This window comes from Pseudoalteromonas sp. PAST1, assembly GCF_021532515.1.
In the GTDB taxonomy this organism is placed as follows: Bacteria; Pseudomonadota; Gammaproteobacteria; order Enterobacterales; family Alteromonadaceae; genus Pseudoalteromonas; species Pseudoalteromonas simplex.
Map to the genome: position 1 here is coordinate 28,440 of NZ_JAKGBH010000004.1, position 23,608 is coordinate 52,047.

The following is a 23,608-nucleotide window of genomic DNA, read 5'->3' on the forward strand; positions in this document are numbered from 1 at the left end:
TGCTTAGTGCTTTTCTAAATTTCTCCAAAAGGGGCGTCTTTTGTTTTAAGGAAAGCCAGAATATCAACAGGATACACATGACAACACATTCTTTAAGTATGCTGGCCGTTGCGGTCAGTGTGGCTGTTTCTGCGACTTCAGTGCAGGCAGCTGAGCAAGCACCTGCTGCCAAAGCAGATAAAAACATCGAACAAATCTCTGTATTAGGCTCTCGGGTTGCTAATCGTACGGCTACCGAATCAACATCACCCGTTGATTTAATTGATGCAGATGACCTAAACAAAGGTGGTTTTACTGAGCTCGGCCAAAGTCTGCAAGCGACGGCTCCTTCATTTAACTTTTCACGCACGCAAGTATCAGATGGCTCTGACTTATTTAGACCAGCGACTCTTCGTGGTTTACAGCCTGACCAAACGTTAGTGCTTATCAATGGTAAGCGCCGTCATAACCAATCTATTTTTGGCTTAAATGGTACTGTAGGTGCCGGTGCTGCAGGTACCGATATGAACGCGATTCCGCTTACCGCTTTAAAAGGCGTTGAAGTACTTCGTGATGGTGCTGCGGCGCAATATGGCTCAGATGCGATTGCTGGTGTTATCAACTTATCGTTAAACGATTCAACTGGTGTAACAACGGGCTATGTGCAAGCGGGTAGTACAGGTGAAGGCGATGGTGACACTATTTCAATGGGTTTAAACCGGGGTTTTGATTTAGGTGATGAAGGCGGCTTCATTAACTTTTCTTTAGAATACCGTGATGCTGATGGCACCAACCGCGCAGAGCGTGATACTGGTGGCTCAGTTGATGTACCAGCAGGTACGCTATCTGACGAGGTTCGTTGGGGGCAAGGTAATGCTGATAGCGAATTTACGTCTGTGTTTTATAACATGGCGTTACCATTTGGTGAGACTGAGCTTTACTCATTTGGCGGATACTCAAACCGTACTGCGCTAGGTAATGGTTTTTATCGTAACTTTGACCAAGCAGCGAAAAACGTGGTGCAAGTATATGGCGATGGCTTTTTACCTCGTATCGATAACGAAGCTGAAGATATTTCGTTTTCACTTGGTTTACGCGGTGAGTTAAATCCAGATTGGAGCTATGACGTATCTGCAGTATATGGTGAAAACAGTTATGATTTTACGTCAAAAAACACCCTAAATGCGTCGTATGCTGCTGAATATGTTGCGAATAACCCTGATGCAAGCGATGCTGATATTGTTGCAAATGCAGGCCCTAATGGTGGCTACTCAGGTGGCTTTAGGTTTGATCAAACAACAGTAAATGCAGACCTGAATGGTATTGTTGATATTGGCCGCAGTGAGCCTTTATATGTATCAGTGGGAGCTGAATACCGTAAAGAGAATTATGAAATCGTGCCGGGCGAAGAAGCGTCTTATGCGTGTGGTTTAGCTAATTCAGATACTTCATTCCCAGCGGTAAACGACAGCAGCGTATTTGCTGAGTGTGGTTTCCAAGCTTATAACGGTTTACGCCCTGAAGCGTCAAATAAAGAGAGTCGTCACAGCTATGCATTTTATGTGAATGCCGAAACGTTGATCACGGATGCATGGCAAGTAAGTACAGCGCTTCGTTATGAAGACTTCTCTGATGCCGGTGATGACATCATTGGTAAGCTAGCAACGCGCTATGAAATTACCGATGACTTTGCCGTGCGTGGTGCGATTTCGTCTGGCTTTAGAGCGCCATCATTGCAACAAAGTGCGTACACTGCTTACACTACAAACCTAGGTGCTGGTGGTGTGTTATTGCAGTCATTCACAGCAACTGCTGGCTCTGATTTCCCATCAGCACTTGGTGTTGATAGTCTAGGCCTTGAAAGCTCTGAAAACTTAAGTGCGGGTTTTGTTTATAACGTAACAAGCGATTTATCATTAACTGTTGATTTTTATCATGTAGAGATCAAAGACAGAATTACCCTTGGCAGCTTAATGTCGGCGGACGATGTGGCATTTAGTGCCGAGGCTGTGGCTGCGCTTAATGCAACAGGGGCACAGCAAGCCAACTACTTCTCAAACTCAGTTGATTCAACCACTAAAGGGGTTGATATTATTGCTTCGTACCGCACCGATTTATACGGCGGTAATTTCTCAGCAACCTTCGCGGGTAACATTAACGAAACTGAAATTGATGATGTAAATGCACCAGAGGGTATTCCTGAATCAATCGCCCTTGATGATTTACAACGTAGTTTCTTAACAGACGGTCAACCAGGTGAGCGTGCAACGCTAACGTTTGAATACGATCGTGGCGATTTCAACAGCATGCTACGCTTTAATTACTATGGTGAAACAGACGTTAAATACTTTGGTAATGACCACATTGGTTTGCCTGATGAGCTATCACCTACCGGTGAGTTTAAAGACACAAGCACGGTAGAATCGGCGGTATTAGTGGATGTTAATGTGGGCTATCAGCTAACTGACGAACTCATGCTATCGGCGGGTATTGATAATATCTTTGATGTAACGCCAGACGAACTAGGCGAAGATGAAGCGCTTGATTTTATTACAAATAAAGCATTCAAATACCCTGTTCGAGCACTACCTTATGGTTTTGATGGTATGACCTACTACGCAAAATTAAGTTTTAGTTTTTAATTCCTAAGTTGATATGAAACTTAAATAGCGCCTAACGGCGCTATTTTTTTGCTTAATTGTAGTATCCGACATTTGTCTTTAATTAGAGAGTTGCAAGGGGAAAGTTTGCGAGTTTCGAGATACTAGATGCGAGTCTGTAGCAGCGATTTTATATCGCGTTTACACTCGCATCACGCATCTCGTATCTCGCATCCATCACCAATGTCGCGGCATAAAGCCGCTGCTACGTAGGCGTTATGCTTGCATGGCGCGCGAAACAAGTTTCACGCCTACGTCTAAATCGTTTCACATTTGTGAGGTGTTTGAGAGTTCATGGCTAAAGCCATTCCTACGAACGACATCAAATTTGTAGCAGCGATTTTATATCGCGTTTATCCTCACACCTAGCACCTAGCACCTAGCACCTAGCCCCTCGAACATCTCATCTCATAATTCGCATCCATCACCAATGTCGAGCCATAAAGTCGCTGCTACGTAGGCGTTATGCTTGCGTGGCGCGCGAAACAAGTTTCACGCCTACGTCTAATCGTTTTACATTTGTGTGGTGTTTAAGAGTTCATGGCTAAAGCCATTCCTACATACGACATCAAATTTGTAGCAGCGATTTTATATCGGGTTTATTCTCGCATCTCGCATCTCGCATCTCGCATCTCGCAACTCGCAACTCGCATCTCGCAACTCGTAACTCGTAACTCGCACCAATGTCGAGCCATAAAGCCGCTGCTACGTAGGCGTTATGCTTGCATGGCGCGCGAAATAAATTTCACGCCTACGTCTAATCGTTTTACATAGGTGTGGTGTTTAAGAGTTCATGGCTGAAGCCATTCCTACGAACAACATCAAATTTGTAGCAGCGATTTCATATCGCGTTTTATCCTATTCAATGCGCAGCCTCTTTGAGAATTTTTGTTTTCTCTGTGTACCGCGAAGCGCCTCTTTGTTGTCTGTGATTAAAATTATTTTCACAAAGAGAAGTTTATGAGAAGAAAAAGAGGAAGTGAAAACACCTCCTCCATAATTGTAATATTTTTGCTATTTCATACCATTAACCACTCGGTCGCAAATCTCGCGCATTTGTTGTTTTATTTCGGGTTCTTTTTCATCGAATATCTTGTTGATCCGCTCGATATAGGCATGGTTTTCTTCGAATGGCACGCCGATTTCGTAGACATCGGCGGCTTCGCGTAGCATTTCTTTATCGAACTCACTGAAAATATCGACCATTTCTTGGGCTTTCTCTTGCTCAATACCGAGTGCTTCAAAAGCTGAGCGGCCCATACGCATGGTACTGTCGTATGTTTCGCGAATAATATCTCGACAACCGTAAGCCCATAAATCGTATACATGATGGCGGTCTACAGCGCGGGCAACCACATGTAAATGCGGGTAATTTTGCATCGCATAACGAACTAATTTAGTGATTTGTTCGGCATCATCAAGCGCAACAACCAGCAGTTTTGCATCTTCAATGCCTGCAGCACTGAGTAAGTCTGGTCGAGTTGCATCACCAAAGAAGTTACGAATACCAACACGCTCTAAGGCTTCGAGTTGCTTGTAGTTGTAATCAATCACAGTCGTTTTATAGCCGCCAGCTTGTAAAATACGGTCAACCAGCCCACCCATTCTGCCTGAGCCTGCAATGATCACATGGCTATCATCGGGAAACTCGTCTGTTTCTTTTCCTGGTTGCTCACAAATGAAACGGGGTGCTATCACACGCTGATAAAGGATATATAACCCAGGTGAAAGTAGCATGGATAAAGTAACAACCAGTAAAAGTTGGTCGGCGATGTTGTCTGCCAATACATTATTAGAGACACTGTAAGCAAGTAGTACAAAACCAAACTCACCAGCTTGAGCAAGCCCCAGTGCTAGCAACCAGAGTGCGGCGCCTCTAAGACCAAAAATACGACCTAAAATAAGCAGTACAGCTGTTTTTGTTACAATCAATGCACTGGTTAAGAGCACAATGGTAGCTAGGTTATCTGCGAGTAATTGAAAATTGATACTAGCGCCAACGGTGATAAAGAATAATCCTAGCAACAGCCCTTTAAAGGGATCGATATTACTTTCGAGTTCGTGTTTATAAGGTGAATTTGCAAGCACAACACCCGCTAAAAAAGTACCAAGTGCAGGTGATAAGCCTACTAACGACATCATCAAAGCGATACCAATAACAAAGAATAGGGCTGTTGCAGTAAATAATTCGCGAAGCCGTGCTTGTGCTACAAATCTAAAAATGGGTGCGGTTAAGTAGTTACCGCCAAAAACAACGAGCGCTATCATACCTAAAGTAACCAGCGCTGCTTGCCAGCTCTCAAGACCCGCCACCAAGCTTAAACTAGCATGAGTGTCTTCACTTGTATGGGCTGTATCTGCAATGGCTGGCGCTAATTCAGGTAAAGCAAGTAAGGGAATAAACGCAAGCATAGGAATAACGGCTATGTCTTGAGTAAGTAATACGCTAAATGAGGCTTGACCACCATCTGATTTTAATAACCCGCGCTCTGAAAGCGTTTGCAGCACAATCGCGGTCGATGAAAGTGATAAAATTAAGCCTATTGTAAGTGCTGTTTGCCAAGCATGACCAAATGCTAAACCAATACCCGTAAAGGCGGCAGATGATAAAACCACCTGTCCGCCACCAAGTCCAATAAGCTGTTTTCGCATTGACCAAAGCGCTTTGGGTTCAAGCTCTAAGCCAACAATGAACAGCATCATTACCACACCAAATTCAGCAAAATGCTGAATGGCAATCACATCAACATTTAAAAGTGTCAGTGTTGGCCCAATAACAATACCAGCGAGTAAGTAGCCAAGTACTGAGCCTAACCCCAGTTTGCTGGCAATAGGCACGGCAATAATACCTGCAATAAGGAAAATATAGGCGATTAAGAGAAAGTCAGTCATCGTAATCCTGTTTGTTTTTAATTAACTATGGATGGTTTCGCTAGTTTTGCCAGTAGTTAGGTAGTGAATGCAATCAAAAAGCGAATTTAGTCAGTAAAATGACAACAAGGAATGGTGTTTAGTCAAAACAAGTAAGACAAAATAAGGGGTAAAAAATCATCGTTTTTTTATTAAAAATACTTGCGTAGAGCTTGGCTAGGTATATACTCGCAGCACGTTTAATAGGAGCAAAAAATGAGCAAAAAGAAACAACGCGCACAAGGCCAAGTTGATACTGGTCGTGGTGTAATCAACGACAATGTGTACGCCGCAATGGTGACATCTAAGCTGTTCACAGCAAAAGTAGAGAAACCTAAAAAAGGTAAAGGTGCTTATCAACGTAAGGCAAAACATGCAGGACGAGAGTCCTATTTAATCGCTGCTTAATTAAGTTGTGATCAAATAGGATTTTTGTGAAAAGCAAACACTGAGTGTTTGCTTTTTTTATGACTAAAATTCGTGTTAAGAATAAATTTCCCCCAATTTTAATAGAAATTTTTACCTAAAAACTAATTTATTCGTTATATACCCAGAATCGATACGGTAATTATTTTTGTTTTACCTCACATAACCTCTGACTATTTTGTGCGCAAACCAGATAAACCGTACTTTTGTGGTTAAAATATTGTTAATTTCATGTTCATTTTTACTCTGTAGAATCATCCTCGTTTTTGCTTTTCAATAAAAATAATTAATTCTTTTTTAGTGTTTATATTTAAATTTTGCATCAAAAAGTGTGTTTATTTTACCCTTTATAGGTAAATGAAAACTTGACGTAATAGCGCTTTGTGTTACTTTAAAGTTGGATTTGTAAAATAAATGTTATTAAAACTTTGGGCGGAGGGAGCGAATGAGCTCGCATAAATTAATAAAAAATGCCTTTAAACTGAGTGCGCTGTCACTAGGTTTATACGGCTTTACAGCACAGGCTGCGATTGATTGCAGCAACTTAGAAGTGTGGCAACAAGGGCAAACTCATGTTGGTGGTGATCAGGTTCAAGCACAAGGTAGCGCTTATGAAGCCAAGTGGTGGACGCAAACCAACCCTGTGGAGACTTCTGGTGTCGATCAAGAGTGGCGTTTATTGGGTGTTTGTGACAGCGTTGTCAATGAAAATCAAGCACCTCAAATTAGCAGCTTAACACCCGCAGAGGGTTCTTTATTTACCATAAGTGACAGCGTTGTCATAGGTGCGATCGCTGCTGATCCTGATGGTAGTGTGGCAAGTGTAGAGTTTTTTGTTGATGGTACTTCGCTGAGTGTTGTGACAAGCGCACCTTATTCAGCGAGCTGGCAAGCAACCCAAGGCAGCCATGTAATCAGCGCGGTCGCAACGGATGATTTAGGGCTAACCTCTACAGCGGTTGCACATTCAGTGAATGTGTCTGATGACGTTGAGCCGGTCAACCAAGCACCGGTGGCAAGCATTGAATTTAGCTCACTGCCGTCACAAGTAACTGTGGGTGACAGTGTGGTGTTTGCGCTTTCTGGCACTGATAGCGATGGTCAAGTGACCGCGTTATCGTTAACTGAAAACAGCACTGAAGTTCATCAAGCAAGTGCTGCTTCTTCAAGTTACACGTGGCAGGCTCCAGCACTTGGGCAATTTTCATTTACCTTAACGGTGACCGATAACGAAGGCGCGACGGATACACAAAGCAAAGTTGTGAATGTTGTTGAAGCAACAGAGCCAGGCACAGATTGTAAACCGCAAGGTTTATACCAAACGCCGGGTGTAAATACCCCATATTGTAGCGTGTATGATGCAAATGGCCGCGAGAAAATGGGCCCAGATCATCCACGCCGCGTTATTGGTTACTTTACGAGTTGGCGAAATGGTGCCAATGGCCAGCCAAGCTACTTAGTTAACGATATTCCTTGGGACAAGATCACCCATATCAACTATGCCTTTGCGCATGTTGATGGTAATAACAAGGTCTCGATAGGTGATCCAAATGCAGCTGGCAACCCAGCGACAAACATGACTTGGCCGGGCGTTACAGGCGCTGAAATGGATCCAAGCTTTAGTTACACAGGTCACTTTAACTTACTCAATAAATTCAAAAAACAACACCCAGATGTAAAAACCTTAATCTCTGTAGGTGGCTGGGCTGAAACAGGTGGTTATTTTGGTGAAGACGGTACTCGCGTAAACAGCGGTGGTTTCTACACGATGACAACCAATGCCGATGGCTCAGTGAACCAAGCGGGGATTGATGCCTTTGCGAAAAGTGCCGTTGAGTTTATTGAAACCTACGGTTTTGATGGTGTCGATATTGATTACGAATACCCATCGTCAATGAATGACTCAGGCCACCCTGATGATTTTCCTATCTCTAATGCTCGTCGCGCAGGTCTTAACGCCTCGTATCGTGTATTGATGCAAAAACTACGTGAAGAGCTTGATATTGCAGGTGAAAAGGCAGGTAAACATTACTTACTAACGATTGCTTCGCCATCTTCAGGTTACTTATTACGTGGCATGGAAACATTCCAAAGCGTGAAGTATCTCGACTACGTTAACATTATGTCTTATGACTTACATGGTGCATGGAATTCACATGTAGGCCATAACGCAGCCTTGTTTGATACCGGTCTTGATTCTGAATTAGCGCAATGGGGCGTTTATACCACCGCTGAGTTTGAAGGTATTGGCTACTTAAATACGGATTGGGCTGTGCGTTACTTCCGCGGTGCGGTCTCTGCAGGTCGAATCAATATTGGTATTCCATATTATACCCGTGGCTTTAAAGATGTATCCGGTGGTACTAATGGTTTATGGGGCCAAGCAGCGCTACCAGATCAATCAAAATGTGCGAAAGGGACTGGCGTTGGTGAGAAAAATCAATGCGGTAATGGCGCACTCGGCATTGATAACCTATGGCACGATAAGAACGATGTTGGTGAAGAAATGCCAGCAGGTTCTAACCCACTATGGCATGCGAAAAATCTTGAAAATGGCATTAACCCTTCTTACCTTGAAATCTATGGTCTAACGCCAGAAACTGATGCAGATGATGTATTAACGGGTACTTATACACGTTTTTACGATGATGTAGCGGTTGCTCCATGGCTATGGAATGCAGAGAAAAAGGTATTCTTATCAATTGAAGATGAGCAATCAATGGCAACTAAAGTTGATTATGTTATCAACAATGGTCTTGGCGGCATCATGTTCTGGGAGCTTGCCGGTGACTATGATTATGACTCAGCGAAAGGTGAGTACTTCATGGGCTCAAGCTTAACCACACTTGCTTACGATAAATTTAACCAAAGTGGTGTGGCTTACAGCACTCATCAAGGTAATGTCGATTTCACCCTGCCAAGCGAAGCGGTTGACGTAAGCTTTACAGTGAAAGACTTTCCAATTGGTGATGATAACTACCCAATCGCACCTACATTCGCATTCAACAATAACTCAGGTATCGACTTAAGCGGCGCAAAAATCAGCTTTGATGTGCCCGTTTCTACCTCGGCAATTTTCAAATCAAATTGGAATGCACAAGAAAAGCTCGGCATGGCTGTTGAAGCGAATGGCTCTAATGCGGCTGGCGATAATATCGGCGGCTTTGAAAATGAGTTTCATCGTTTTTCAATCACCTTAGTGAATGAGTGGGGCGGTATCGAAAAGTCATTTAACACAGGTGAAACCGTTGAGGCGCAAGTTATGTACTACATGCCAATTACGGGGCCAACTAACTTCACGATTGAGAAAAATGGCAAAACTTACGCCTTCAAATACGAATACCCAATGCTACCAGATGGCACTGCCGGCAGTGGTGATACTGGCGGTGACACCGGTGGTGATACGGGTGGCGAGGGAAGCTGTAATGGTGTTGATGTAGCAAGCATCCCTGTGTATCCAAATTGGCCGCAAACTGATTGGGCTGGTAATCCAAGCCATGCTGTTGGCGGCGACCTAATGAATCACAACAACGTGATTTACGAAGCAAAGTGGTGGACGAGCACAGAACCAGGCACATCTGCTGACTGGACGGTGAGTTGCACGCTTTAACCAACTAAGCGGAGCAAGCACTTTGCTCCGCATTTCTACAGCGAGAACAACAATGAAAGTAATGAAATCAAAGGCATTGTCTTTATCGGCAGTGGCAACCAGTATGCTGCTTGCCTGTGCATCAAGCCATGTGAATGCCCACGGATTTTTAGAAAGCCCGAAGGCTCGTCAAGCGATATGTAATGCTGATGGTGGGTACTGGTGGCCTGCTGATGGTACGGGTATTCCTAACCTTGCTTGTCGTGCAGCGTTTGTTGAAGCAGGGCATGTACAGTTTGTGCAAGACATTGAATTTTCAGCTAATACCATTGATTACACAAGCCTTGATGCAGTAAAGCAAAGCGTGCCTGATGGCCGATTATGTGCCGCAGGCGACCCTGAAAAACGCGGTATGGATTTACCTTCAGCACATTGGCAACGCAGTGAGGTTATTCCTAATGCGAATGGCGATATTTTAGTGCGTTTTTTAGCAAGTACGCCGCATAACCCGAGTTTCTGGCAGTTTTATTTAACAAAACCGGGCTTTGATAGTGCGACTCAAGTGCTTACTTGGGATGATCTAGAGCTTGTTGAAGAGTACGGTAATCTTGATTTTAGCATTGATGCTAACAACGACCGTTACTATGAAATGAGCGTGTCTATCCCACAAGGGCGCAGTGGTGATGCCATTTTATATACGCGTTGGCAACGAGATGATGCCGGTGGCGAGGGCTTCTACAACTGTAGCGATATCAATATCGTTAGCGATGCGACCCCAACAGAGCCAAGCGATTGGACAGCAATCAGCTACTTTGTTCGTCAAGGACAAGACGCTGAGGTTGGCGGTAGAGTGTCAGCGAGGTTATTTGATGAAAATGGCCAAGAGTTACTCACTCAACAAATGCAGATCACAGCTGATAACCAAGCTAATTGGCAGGCTGAATTTGCAGCACTGTTAAACCTTAATTACGCGCACTTAGTTAATATTGGCGTGCAAAATAGCGCTGGAGATATTGCCTTTGATGCGTCTGATTTAATGACTAATCAGGTCTTTACAACGAATGCAAATTACAGCTTTGCACTAAGCGTACAAGCGGCTCCTGACAATACCGCGCCAATAATTCATCAACCAGATGACCTTCAAGTCGAAGAAGAAAGCAGCACCGCGATACACCTACACGCCTTTGATGATCAACAAAGCACATTAACTTATAGCTGGGATGTACCTGCACCACTGAGCTTTACGGGTAGCGATGCCAACATCACGCTAAATGCCCCCTCTGTAGATGCTGATACAAGCTACACCGTAAGAGTATCGGTGTCAGATGGCGAGCTCACAAGCCAAGTAAGTTTTACCGTGACTGTGCTCAATAGCACTGTGGTCGACCCTGACCCTGTTGATCCGAGCGTGCCTGCTTGGAATAGCACAAGCCAATACAACACGGGCGATAAAGTGAGTTTTAACGGCGGCGTTTACAGTGCGAAATGGTGGAACCAAGGCGCACAACCAGATAGTAGTGATGCATGGCAGCTTGAATCTGGCAGTGCATCAATCGAGTGGAACAGCGGCAAAGCCTATCAAGGCGGCGACGAAGTAACCTATCAAGGACAGCGCTATCGAGCGCAGTGGTGGACCCAAGGAGATGTACCGGGTGCCAGCCAAGTATGGACAGAAATCTAAAGTTTTGTAGTTCAAACTTTATCAATAACAGCGTAACGCTATATAAAAACAGATAAGAGAGAATCATGAATATAAAACAATTAAGCGCAGCCATTGGTGTTGCACTCTTTGCAAGTGCAGCGAATGCAGCACCTTCAACACCAACCATTATTTGGGAGCCACAAGAGTACTCATTTGTTGAGGTTGATCTTGAAGGTACAGGCTCATACAAGAGCTTAGTGAACCGCGTTGATGAAGTCACTATCAGCATTGAATGGAACGCATGGAGTGGGGATGGCGGCGACAGCTATAAAGTGTACTTCGATGATATGTTGGTTAATGAAGGCTCGCTGGCAGCAGGCACTAAAAGTGGTGTTATTAGCTTCCCGTATGATAAAGCAGGTCGTCACACATTATATGTAGAACTATGTGAAGGCGGTACCACCTGCGCGCGCAGTGAAGGTAAGCCAATTGTTATTGCCGATACAGATGGCGGTCACTTAGCGCCATTGCCGATGGATTATGATCCAAACAACCAAGATATTGGCACCAAAGATGGTCTTGTTACCGGTGCCTACTTTGTTGAATGGGGTATTTATGGTCGCGATTTCGACGTAACCAATATACCAGCACAAAACCTCAGTCATATCTTGTATGGGTTTATTCCAATTTGTGGACCTAATGACTCGTTAACAGGTGGCCCTAAAAACGCGTTAAATACTGCCTGTGCGGGTTCGCAAGATTTTGAAGTTGTGATCCACGACCCATGGGCTGCGATTCAAAAAGCGCTACCGGGTGTTGATAGTAATGACCCAATTCGTGGTACATATTCGCAGTTAATGGCGTTAAAGCAGCGCTATCCTGATCTGAAAATTTTACCATCAGTGGGTGGTTGGACTTTATCAGACCCATTTGCCTACTTTACCGATAAAGCAAATCGCGACACGTTTGTGGCATCAATGGAAGAGTTTTTAAGAACGTGGAAGTTCTACGACGGTGTTGATATTGACTGGGAATACCCGGGTGGTCAGGGGGCTAATCCAAACTTAGGCGACCCAGTTGCTGACGGCCCAGCATACGTTGCGTTAATGCAAGAGCTGCGCGCGATGCTTGATAAGCTTGAAGCAGAGACTGGTCGTGAGTATGAGTTAACATCAGCGATTGGTGCGGGTTACGACAAAATTGAAGATGTCGACTACTCACAAGCTCAACAATATATGGATTACATTTTCTTAATGAGCTACGACTACTATGGTGCATGGAGCAATGTAACTGGCCATCAGGCTGCGCTTTATTGTTCATCGCATTTCCGTGTTGGTCAGTGTGATGGCACAGGTGTTGATGAAGAAGGCGTTCCATATAAAGGCCCTGCTTACACAACTGATAACGCAGTGCAAAATCTACTTGCGCAAAACGTACCATCGAAGAAAATCGTGGTAGGTGCCGCTATGTATGGCCGTGGCTGGGAAGGCGTTTATCCAGAAAATGCCACTATCGCTGATAACCCTATGACAGCACCGGGCAACGGCAAACTTAAAGGCACTACAGCGCAAGGCGTATGGGAAGATGGTGTAATTGATTATAAAGGCATCAAAACTTACATGCTGGGCGCTGCAGAAAATGGCATCAATGGGTTTGAAACAGGTTATGACGAACAAGCCGAAGCCGCTTATGTATGGAACCGCAGTAACGGTAAATTAATTACATACGATAACCGTCGTTCTGTTTTGGCAAAAGGTGCTTATGTTAATCAATATAATCTAGGTGGTCTGTTTGCATGGGAAATTGACGCTGATAATGGCGATATTCTTAACGCTATGCACGAAGCGCTTGGTGGCACAGTAACTGAGCCTAGCAATAGAGCGCCAGTGCTATCTGTATCAAGTACCGTATCTGTGAATGCGGGCGAAAGTGTATCTATTAGTGCATCGGCAACAGATGCTGATAACGATCCGCTAAGCTTTAGCTGGACAGCTGACAGCGCGTTAACAGTAAGCGGTGAAAATTCAAATACCCTTGTTATCACAGCGCCATCAGTGACTGCTGATACGCAATACACGGTTGCTGTGAGTGTGAGCGATGGTGAGGCAAGTGTAAGCCGTAACGTTACAGTGAATGTAGTTGCACCAACGACAGGCGAGAACCAAGCACCAGTGGTTGCAGCAATTGCAGATAAAACCGTAGCAGAAGACGCGAGTGTGGCTGTGGCGGTTTCGGCATCTGATGCTGATGGCGATGCACTTTCATACAACTGGAGTGTGCCAGCAGGCTTAACGTTAGTGGGCTCAGGTGCTGATGTGAGCTTACAAGCGGGCAGCGTTGATGCAGATACAAGTTATGTTGTGTCGGTTTCAGTAAGCGATGGTCAAACTGCTACAGCAGTGAGCTTTAATGTCACCGTGACAGATTCTGGTACAACAACTCCGCCAAATGGTGAAACCACATGGGATGCAGCAGCGACTTATGTTGGTGGTGATACGGTGATTTATAACGGCGTTGAGTACACAGCTAAATGGTGGACACAAGGTGACCGCCCTGATTTAGGTGGCCCATGGGAAGCTAGCTCACAACCAACCGACGGTAATGGTGATGTTGTGTGGCAAGCTGCGGGTATCTACAACGGTGGTGACCAAGTCACTCACCAAGGTAATAAATACGAAGCGAAATGGTGGACTCAAGGAGACGAGCCAGGCGTCGCGGATGTATGGAAAGCACTTTAAGTGTAATAACCACATTTAATGCCCATCATTAAAATGTGATTTCCCTTTAAAGCAGCCGCATGGCTGCTTTTTTGTGGGGGAAGTAGGTTGGGTAGAACGGAGTGAAACCCAACATAATCCATGTAAACCTTTTCAAATTTCTTATCTTCAGACGCGCGAAACAAGTTTCACGCCTACGGGGAAAACATAGGCGCTGGGGCGTGATGTAAAAACTCTGCTACAGACTCGTATCTCGCACCTCGAATCTCTTAACTTTACTCTTTCCCCTTGAAACTCGCTAACTTAAAACATTTCCCGGCTAAAGCCAGTCCTACGGGCTGCCACCTCGCATTTCGGAACTTTCCCCTTAAAACTTACTAACTTTCTGTTTCTCATTTCATACACTGATCTTTCAGGCATTATCAACCATACTTGAATAATATGATCTGTAAGTATTTAAGCTAAGGTGGATAAATGAGGTTAAGTGCGTTGTTTTTACTTACCGTTTTTGTATTTAGTAACTCGGTATTTAGCTGCGATAAAACCTTAAAAGTGGGAATTAGTCAGCAGTGGGCGCCTTATGTCTTTACGCAAAACGGTGAACTCATCGGCATTGATATCGATGTGGTCAACTTAGTACTAAATGAGGCAGGGTTTTGTGCAACATACGTCGTCATGCCTTCATCTAAACGCGGGTTTACAGAGCTTAAACACGGTAAAGTCGATTTACTACCTGCCGCAAGTTATAGCACAGAGCGTGACTCTTTTAGTTTTTTTTCAGAGCCTTACCGTAATGAAGAGATGCGCTTGTTTTGGTATCCTCATGGCCGGTTAGAGTCTTTAGACTTGCAAGGTTTGCTCGAACATCAGCAAGTTATTTTAACTAACAGCGGGAGCTACTTTGGATCTGACTTTACTCATTTAAAAGAAGAACCAAAGTATAAAGAGCTACTCGTTACTGTACCCTCTTTGCGCCAGCGGCTAGCTATGCTGGTTGCTAAGCGGGTCGATTTTTTTGTTGATGATGAATTAGCCGGTTTATATTTAATTCAAAAAAATAACCAGCAGGGGATCGAGTTGCATCCGTATATTGTCAATAATGACAGCGTCCATTTTATGCTGAGTGAAACAACCCTTTTAGCAGAAGACAGAGCAGCTATTAACTCAGCAATTATAAACAACCAGCAAGCGATAACCGAGATTATCGCTCGCTATGTTAAGCACTAAGCTAGCCTAATCACTAAATTATCCTAAACGAGTCACACGCAATTTAATTCGCCCCGCATTCGCCCCATAAAAGCGGTTTAGGTCGTTGGCAAAAGGACAAAGCTCACCTGATTTAGCAATACGAATATCAGCACCCTCAGCAATTTCAAATAAATGATCGTCGTTGTTATCGATAGCACCAATTAGCGCAAACCATTGTGCGTGGGGTAAACGTCTAAACGGTTCAAGCACGGCCATTGGGATTTCTTTCACCCCAAGTTGGATATTGTCGCGGTGCCAACCTGCAGGTCCGCAACTAATGCCGTCGTCATACCAAGTTTGCTCTGGGTAAGGCGTAAATCGGTACGTGCCACCTTGCTCTAACATTAAGCCTGTGTGATTGTACTTTTCAGCGCCATACACAAACACATCTTTACTTTCGTCTATGCCCAACACCGTCATATTTTGTTTATCAAGCGCAATATGTGGGCTTAAGCCTTTAAATTTCAAGCGGGTTTCATCGCTATAAAGTACATCGTAATGAAGGCTTTTTAACGACTCCGGACGATAGCTCGTTAGGCGATTAATGCGCTCTGCTACTGTGTAATGAATGGTTGGTGCGAGCGTGCTTTGTTCGTTATCAACCAATACACAGCATTCGCGATCTACCAGTTTGAACAACGGGTTAAACCAAAAATAGTTTTGCTGATGACTAAGAGCCAGCGGATCTGGGGTAACGGTTACATCATCTTGTGCAATGAGGTTACGATGCTCTTCTGGGAGCAGAGTGTTGTAATTGATATCCGCGCTGGTAAGTAAGTTTAATGCAACGGTTTGTTCAATCAGCCACTCAATCGCATAGCGCAGGCAAATGTCTGCTAAGCCATCACGATAATAGCCGCCACCCACATCAGAATGGGCGCCTGCAAACCAGATCTCTTGCACATGCGGTGCACTGTTTATAAGTGTGGGTTCAAATGCACGGCGTTTTTCATCAAGTGCCACGCAATGAAGGGCAGCTTTTATATTGCTTGCTAGTGTGTAGTTTTCAAAAATGACATGCTCAGCACCGCGGGTTGCTTTTGTTACTTTCGAAAAGCCTATTGATGCAACGGTATCGAATACACATAAGTACACATCATTACTGATAAGTGGCTCTAAACATTTGGCAAAGCGCCTAGCAAGAGCAGCACCGCGGCTAAAACCAGTTAGAAGTATCTTGTCGCCTACATTGTAATAGCTTTTAAAGTCGCTCATAGCACGATTTAAAATGCTGGCAACATCATCACCTCTTGGCGCAAGGGCTTGATTGAATAAACGTCGAAAGCGACTACCTTGGGTGCCTATACCTTGATAATAAAAGCTAAGTTGAGTTGGAAATGGTGTTGCGGGTTCGCTATTGAGTGCGCCGCCGAACAATAAATGAAGTTTAAGAATATTAGAAATACTGGCGTCTTCTTTGAAATGTGCGGCGCTGAATTGTTCAGCATCACGAGGCTCACTGCCTGTGCCATCAAAGTTGAAAATCAGCGTTTTAGCGGTCATAGCGTCATTCCTTTAGTGGTTTGTATAAACATACTCCCACTTTATGAAAATTTGAAGACAAAGATTCACCTAGACGAGCATTTTTGATGCTACGCTAACGTGGTTGCTAAATTAAAACTAAGTGGTTTATCAAGAGGTGTATTTTTGTAAGATTGTCAGTAATACTTGGTAGTCTTTTTTTATTTCAAATAATTTCGATTGTATCTCCTCAAAAGGGTGACGCTCATTGGCGATTAATACAATTAATTCGCTTAGGTGCTGATCTAATCTTGTAGCACCTAAATCGCCGCAGGCTCCTTTAAGTGAATAACTGGCTGATGTAGTTGTTTTAAAGTCTCTGTTCTGTATGGACTGAGATAGTGACGCTAATTTGACATGAGAACTATCTAAAAACATTTTGCTTACTCTAATGAGCAAGACCTCATTGTTCATGAGTCGGTAAAGTGCAGCTTTTTTATTCCAATGGTTCAATTCTAAACTTTCGCTTTTCGAGTCTGTTTTTTGCTGCTTCCCTGACATCTCACTGTTCATTTTTTATTTGCCTTTATAGTTATGTCATTTTGAAAAAATCTACAAAAATTTAAATTATTCACTGGTTGCGATAATACAAACGCAGCGATTTCTTCCTTGTTGTTTAGCCTGATATAGCGCTGTATCTGCACTGTTGATTAAATTTTCTGGAGTAAAATTTTTATCATCTGACAGTGTTGCGCTTCCCACGCTTATAGAGACTATTCCTGACTCTGTAGTTGGGTGTTTAATAGCTAGATTTTTAATGTTGGCCAATAGCTTATGAGCAATAAACTGTGCTCCTTGAATATCGGTATCAGGTAAAATACAGAGGAATTCTTCACCACCGTAGCGAATAGTTGTGTCTGTTGGTCGGTTAATACTATTTTTGATTTCTGTAGCTACTTTTATTAAGCAGTTGTCGCCTTGTTGATGTCCAAGCTGATCGTTGTATTGTTTAAACCAGTCTATATCGATCATCAGCACAGATAGTGCCTGACTATGACGTTTCGCAAGTAATAGGTTTTGCGTCAGAGTCGTATTTAAAGAACGGCGGTTTTTTAATCCCGTTAGGCTGTCTTGCTGTGTCTGTTGTTTTAAAAGATCTGCTTGTTTCTTTAATGTTAGGTGTGCAGTCACTCTGTTTAGAAGGGTTACACCATAGACTGGCTTAGCTACAAAATCCACAGCGCCTGCTTGCCAGCATTGGTTTTGTTCTTCTTGATCCATAATTGCAGTGATGAATATAACCGGAATATCTTTATAAGAAGGGTGAGCTTTTAGCTCTTTACACACATCAAGACCACTCATAGACCCTAACATGACATCTAACAATATTAGATCGGGTTTAATAGAGTCACAAACAGACATCACTTCTTCACCACAATTAATCGTGTGGGTTTTAAAATGTGATGCTAGTAGGCCTTCAATGACAGTCGCATTGATTGGCTCGTCATCGACTATCAAAATGATGGAATCATCAATCAGTTTGTTGTTATTTACTTCATTAGATTGCAAATTATCTTCTCCCTGAGTGTTGATTAAGCATAGACTGAATTTTTAGAATTTCTACAACTAAAGAATGGAAAATTATATTTTTTATTGGCGCTACTGATGAGATAGGACTAGAGTTTTTTTAGTTACATTAATTGAGGTCATAGTCTTGCTTTTTTCTCATCTAAATAATCGGCAGAGTAAAATACTCGTTGTTGATGATGAACCTACAAGTCTATTGGTGATGACTGAGGCTCTTGGTGATTTAGGTGAAGTTATTGGATGTGCGTCAGGAGTTGGAGCCTTAGGCGTAGCATTTTCATTCAGGCCCGATATTATTTTACTTGATATTGAAATGCCAAATATGAATGGCTTCGAAGTATGCAAAGCAATTAAACAAAACCCACTAACAGCCCTATCAATCGTTATTTTTGTTACCTCGCATAATGAACAAATATTTGAGTATCAGAGTTTTGAGAATGGTGGAGTTGATTTAATTCATAAGCCTGTAGACTTAAATCTATGTCGGTTGAGAATAGTAAATCATCTAAAAATGAAGCAACAGGAAGCGCAAATAAGTACTGCAAAAGATGACGTTGCGGCACTAATAGCTCAAGTTCCGGTATTTATTTCTTATTGGTCAGTGCAAGAGCTAAACCTTTTTAATAATGACATGACTTGTCAGTGGTTTGCCGTAAGTGGCAATGAGATGATTGGCCACAGAGCTAAAGATATTCTTCCTGATGATCTATACCTTGCTTTGCATAACTGTTTAGAAGAGCAAAAGCCGCAGGAAGTGTTAAATGTACCGTTTGTCGATCCGAGCGATAATATTGAGCATGTTAGGGCACAAATTAATTTACAATTTCATGAAGGACAAGCGGTAGGCGTTATATTGACGCTTACGGATATTACATCAATTAAGCGCACTAAAAAGTTATTAGCTGCTGAGTCTGAGCGATTGCGAGTAATGCTCAACTCGATTGGTGATGCGGTTATCGCAACAGATAATGAAGCCCATATTACGTTTATGAATCCCATTGCTGAAAAGCTAACGGGTTATTCAGCACAGCAGGCTCAGGCAAAACATATTGATGACGTGATGAAGTTGACTGATGCGTATTCAGGACAAAACCTAGTTAATCCTATCCTACTTGCTTTGCGAGAAAATCGTATTGTTGCTATGTCGTTAAATACCCAATTAACAGCATTAGATAACCGTGTTTATCGAGTCGAAGATTCTGCTGCGCCAATTCGTGATGATGATGGTCGTGTCAGTGGTGGGATCATCGTTTTTCACGATGTTAGTGAGTCAGTGGCAATGGCAGTTAAAATGAGTCACCTTGCTAATCATGACTTACTAACCGACTTGCCTAATCGAGTCTTGCTTTATGATAGAGTCTCCTATGCTTGCAAAGTAGCCAAGAGCAAGGAGCAACAAGTTGCTTTAATTTTAATTGATATTGATCATTTTAAATACTTGAATGACACACTTGGTCATCAACAAGGTGATTTAATAATTAAACTTGTTGCGAAGCGATTAGAATCTTTAATTGATTTAAACTACACATTAGCGCGGATCGGCGGTGATGAATTTGCGATATTAATCCCTGAAATAAAGCTAACATCAATTATTGATGTGATTGCTACTGACATCATTAATACAATGAGTGAACCATTCAAAATTGATGAACAACCTTATATTTTGTCAGTGAGTGTAGGTATTAGCATTTATCCTAGAGAATCAGTGACAGCAGAAGATATGATGACTCATGCTGATGCTGCTATGTATAAAGCGAAAGAGCAAGGACGTAATCGCTTTTGTTATTACTCAGATGATTTAGAGCATCAGTTTAAACAGCGCCAAAATGTTGAAAAACTGATTCGTACTTCGATAGAAAACGACAAGATAGAAGTTTATTATCAACCCAAGGTCGCACTGGGTTCACAAAAAATAGTCGGTGTTGAAGCACTTGTTCGGTTACGAGATACTAATAATCAAATTATATTGCCAGTTGAATTTATTCCTTTAGCTGAAGAGACTGGACTTATTAACGCTCTTGGTGAGTCAGTTTTAAAGCAAAGTTGTTACGCAGCAAAGGAGTGGTTAGATAAAGGCTTTCGTATCAAGGTTGCTGTCAATATTTCAGCAAAGCAGTTTACGGATAAAAACTTTTGCAACTTTGTGGCGCAAACTCTCCAAATGTCGGGCTTACCGAGTGAATTGCTCGAATTAGAAGTTACAGAAAGTGCGTTAATGGAAGATTTTGAAGTAACTAAGAGTATGCTGAATGATTTAGCGGTGCTTGGCCTGACTATTGCGATTGATGATTTTGGAACGGGTTATTCCAGTCTTTCATATTTAAAGCTTTTTCCGGTCGATGTTTTAAAAGTAGATCAATCATTTGTTAGAGACATGATGGTTGATTCGCAGAGTATGGATATAGTCAAGACAATAACAAGCTTAGCTCATTCATTAAGTCTATTAATTGTTGCCGAGGGAGTAGAAGAAAAACAGCACCTAAATAAGTTGATCGATTTAGGCTGTGAACTTGGGCAGGGGTACTATTTTTATAAGCCCATGCCCAAAGAAGAGTTTGATAAGCTATTAGTTTAAGCCATGGTATGGCTGTATAGGATGCCACAGCCGATAAAAATAAGTGCAACACCGCCAATTGCTTCGGCTTTTTTGCCTACCCAGCCACTCATTACGTTACCAAGTAGCGCGCCGATGGTAACCATAATTGTGGTTGCTAGGCCTATCATGGCGGCAGCTAGGTAAATATTCACTTTCATGAAAGCAAGGCTGATACCTACTGTCATCGCATCTATACTGGTGCCAACGGCAGTTAGTAGTGTGGCAATGAAAGAGCGCTTGGTATTCGGTGCAAGTTCCTCTTCATCGTCGTCATCTTCTTTACGACTCTCAAGCAACATATGAATGCCTAAACCCACTAACAACACAAAAGCAATCCAGTGATCAAAGGCTTCAACGTAATCTGCACCGGCACTGCCAATCAGCCAGCCAACAATCGGTGCGATAGCTTCGATACAGCCAAACAATAAACCAAGCTTGATTGCACTCAGAACACGAGGGTTTTTAAGTGTACTGCCTTTGGTGATTGAAGCTGCAAAAGCATCAGTCGACATTGCAAGCGACAAAACGCTTAGCGTAATAATATTCAATTTTTGCGCCCCACAAAAAGTGGGCATTATACGCGGCTAAGCCGTAAACAGATAGGTTAATTTACAGCTCAAATTAGTAAGAGGCTTAATAAGCGCTGTACAGATAGTTATTCATTACAGTGCCATCTTTGGGTGCAAGTTTTGGCTCAAGTTTAATAAGCTCTTCATAAACATCAGGAACAAAAATTTTTAGACGCTCGGCACGACGAAAGTGGTTAGGCTCATATTGGTCAACAAGTTTTAATGCGCTTGGCATATAGTCAGCGAGGGTTTGTGTGTTATAGCTTTGCTCCAGTGCTTGGTCGAGAATATCAAGCCCAGGTTTAGAAAAGTCATGCGCAACTGCAAGGCTCATTAAAAACTTAACGGCTTCTTTTGAATGCATGCTTGCATAAAAATACATGTCGTTGTTTTGCATGTCTTTTAATGAAAAATCAAAGCCGTTATCAGCTAATGTTTGCCATTGTGCTAATGGTAACTTAGTAAATAGATAAAGATTTTCAGGTGCAGTTGGAGCGACTCTGTTTTGCCAAATAGACGTCAATTGTTGAGCGTTTTCTATTGTTGCTGCAAGCAACATATTTGTCTGGTGGGTACTGAGCTTTGCTGTTTGGGTAATCGTTGCAACAGTATTAAAGTCTTTTTCGACAATTGCTTCTTTATAGGTTTGATACTGCGTTGAGGTTTGATATTTATACTCATTTGAATGCAAGAATTGCCAATTATGAACTTGTACAGGGTCGATTTCTTGAAGGGTGTCCAGGGTAAGTAAGCCTTGTTGCGCTTCGAGTGTTTCTAATTCTTTGAGTGCTTGAGAGCGTGTTTTTATCGCTTCTAGTGAATTGATCCGCTGATCTATCGTTTCACACTCAGGAGGTATTTTTTTCGCTTGCTGTTTTTGTAGTTCATAGGCGCTGAGTGCTTTTGATATTACAGAGTTATCTTTTTCTTTACGTTTAAATGCTAGGTTATTTGGGATTAGCTTTAAACCTATAAACTGAGAAAAAGCATCATTAGCAACTTGGTCGCCAACAAATAAAAGGCTACTCGGTAAGAATGAAGATTTAAGCATCAGTAGTCTATCGTTCGGTGTGTCGCGCACAAGCTCGCCGTGAGCTCGATAACCTTTCTTTTTTAGATAATTTAGTGTTTCTATGTGTTTGCTCTCTAGTGGCTGGACTTCGCTATTTGAGCTGCCTTTTAGGTTTATAATGGCAATATCCATCGCCGTAAATACATTTGGCTGATTAGTGGGCTCAATACCTCGCTCACTTAATAACTTTAAAATTGGTACGTTAAATTCACTCACAGCGACATCTGCAAGGTTTAAATACAGTTGTTCATCCATAAAGTCATCACTCATTGCTGTAGGCGAGCCGTTTAGCTGTGCTGTTTGAGAGATGAGCGCTGTTAGGTAATCATTAGGTAAGTTGCTTTTTAAAGCCACAGCAATGTCGTTAACAGTAAACTCTTTGCTAGATATTGCGTTTTCAAACTCAGTTAAACTAAGCGCATGAGCATTAACAAGAAACAAAATAGATGGTGAAATGAGCCTTGATGGGCCGATTTTAAACGGCGTTTTTAAATAGGTATTAAAATCATCGTTGTTATCCAATAGTTTGTACAATGCTGTTTTGTTTACTTGCTCAGGTAATGGCACATTAAACATCATTGAGCCAGTATTTTGACTAAGGGGTCCATCAATTGCCGTTAGTTGATTGATTGTATCTATTTCAAAATAATCAATGACCTCAATCCCTTGCCAGCTTTTTAATATGTTGACTGATGAGGCATATTGAAATTGCTGTTCTGCATTCTCTTTGATTGCGTTAATAACTAAGGTATTAAATGAACGGTAAGATATTTTCACAAGTTCCGAATAACTTAAAATATCTTCAAGGGAGTCGCTGTCTTTTAGTGCTTGTTTAATCGCTGCTTCTATTTGACTGTGATCAGCTGCAGCTTGAGTGGCTTTTAAACTTTGTTGCTTACACTGGCGTTTGGCTAGCTTGAGTTTAGCCAGCTCTGTTGCTTTGCTATTAGGCTGATTTGATGGTTTAAAGAGGCTCGTAGCCTTTTTTTGTTCAGCGACAGTAGCAGAAGATGTCGAGACTTCATTGCTTATCGCTTCGATGGGTGTGGGTTTATCTAATATCAGGTAGGCCCCACAGGCACAAAGCACTGCAAAAACGGTTAGCGAAATACCTTTTTTCATCTTCAATCCATGGAGCTATCTTGCTTGAAG

General features: G+C 42.5%; 13 protein-coding genes. 7 read left to right on the top strand and 6 right to left on the bottom strand.

The window, feature by feature from the left end:
- Positions 1 to 77: 77 nt before the first annotated feature.
- Positions 78 to 2,621 (top strand): TonB-dependent receptor plug domain-containing protein, encoded by a 2,544-nt coding sequence (locus tag L1272_RS02685; RefSeq protein WP_235372670.1) that lies wholly within the window; start codon positions 78 to 80, stop codon positions 2,619 to 2,621.
- 1,032 nt (positions 2,622 to 3,653) lie between these two features.
- Here L1272_RS02685 and L1272_RS02690 read toward each other — a convergent pair.
- Positions 3,654 to 5,531, bottom strand: a complete 1,878-nt coding sequence (locus L1272_RS02690) for a monovalent cation:proton antiporter-2 (CPA2) family protein (RefSeq protein WP_235372671.1) — start codon at positions 5,529 to 5,531, stop codon at positions 3,654 to 3,656.
- 234 nt (positions 5,532 to 5,765) lie between these two features.
- Between L1272_RS02690 and arfA the strand changes: the two genes are divergently transcribed.
- The 5 genes from arfA (at position 5,766) to L1272_RS02715 (ending at position 15,150) form a co-directional block, all read left to right on the top strand.
- Positions 5,766 to 5,957: an alternative ribosome rescue factor ArfA gene (gene arfA / locus L1272_RS02695; RefSeq protein WP_054553449.1), complete on the top strand. Its 192-nt coding sequence runs from the start codon at positions 5,766 to 5,768 to the stop codon at positions 5,955 to 5,957.
- Between the two features lie 463 nt (positions 5,958 to 6,420).
- A complete protein-coding gene (locus L1272_RS02700) occupies positions 6,421 to 9,585 on the top strand; it encodes a glycosyl hydrolase family 18 protein (RefSeq protein ID WP_235372672.1) in 3,165 nt (1,054 codons plus the stop codon).
- Between the two features lie 52 nt (positions 9,586 to 9,637).
- Positions 9,638 to 11,245 carry a lytic polysaccharide monooxygenase gene (locus tag L1272_RS02705; RefSeq protein WP_235372673.1) on the top strand — a complete coding sequence of 536 codons (1,608 nt, stop codon included), beginning with the start codon at positions 9,638 to 9,640 and terminating at the stop codon, positions 11,243 to 11,245.
- A 65-nt stretch (positions 11,246 to 11,310) separates the two neighbouring features.
- Complete coding sequence (locus L1272_RS02710) at positions 11,311 to 13,944, top strand: glycosyl hydrolase family 18 protein (protein ID WP_235372674.1); 2,634 nt, start codon at positions 11,311 to 11,313, stop codon at positions 13,942 to 13,944.
- 453 nt (positions 13,945 to 14,397) lie between these two features.
- Complete coding sequence (locus L1272_RS02715; protein WP_235372675.1) at positions 14,398 to 15,150, top strand: substrate-binding periplasmic protein; 753 nt, start codon at positions 14,398 to 14,400, stop codon at positions 15,148 to 15,150.
- Positions 15,151 to 15,168: 18 nt separating this feature from the next.
- On the opposite strand, the gene L1272_RS02720 is transcribed toward L1272_RS02715, so the two are convergent.
- The 3 genes from L1272_RS02720 to L1272_RS02730 form a co-directional block, all read right to left on the bottom strand.
- Positions 15,169 to 16,674, bottom strand: coding sequence for a phospholipase effector Tle1 domain-containing protein (locus L1272_RS02720; protein WP_235372676.1), 1,506 nt, complete (start codon positions 16,672 to 16,674; stop codon positions 15,169 to 15,171).
- Between the two features lie 129 nt (positions 16,675 to 16,803).
- On the bottom strand, positions 16,804 to 17,205 hold the full coding sequence (locus tag L1272_RS02725) for an Hpt domain-containing protein (RefSeq protein WP_199528804.1): 402 nt from the start codon (positions 17,203 to 17,205) through the stop codon (positions 16,804 to 16,806).
- A 54-nt stretch (positions 17,206 to 17,259) separates the two neighbouring features.
- Positions 17,260 to 18,201 (bottom strand): GGDEF domain-containing response regulator, encoded by a 942-nt coding sequence (locus L1272_RS02730; protein ID WP_199528803.1) that lies wholly within the window; start codon positions 18,199 to 18,201, stop codon positions 17,260 to 17,262.
- A gap of 145 nt (positions 18,202 to 18,346) precedes the next feature.
- Here L1272_RS02730 and L1272_RS02735 point away from each other — a divergent pair, with 145 nt between their 5' ends.
- Positions 18,347 to 20,794, top strand: a complete 2,448-nt coding sequence (locus L1272_RS02735) for an EAL domain-containing protein (protein ID WP_235372677.1) — start codon at positions 18,347 to 18,349, stop codon at positions 20,792 to 20,794.
- Here the strand turns inward: L1272_RS02735 and L1272_RS02740 are convergent.
- Complete coding sequence (locus L1272_RS02740) at positions 20,791 to 21,363, bottom strand: manganese efflux pump MntP (protein WP_119853239.1); 573 nt, start codon at positions 21,361 to 21,363, stop codon at positions 20,791 to 20,793. The two genes, L1272_RS02735 and L1272_RS02740, sit on opposite strands and share 4 nt — an antisense overlap.
- Positions 21,364 to 21,448: 85 nt before the next feature.
- Complete coding sequence (locus tag L1272_RS02745; RefSeq protein WP_235372678.1) at positions 21,449 to 23,578, bottom strand: hypothetical protein; 2,130 nt, start codon at positions 23,576 to 23,578, stop codon at positions 21,449 to 21,451.
- Between the last annotated feature and the right edge of the window lie 30 nt (positions 23,579 to 23,608).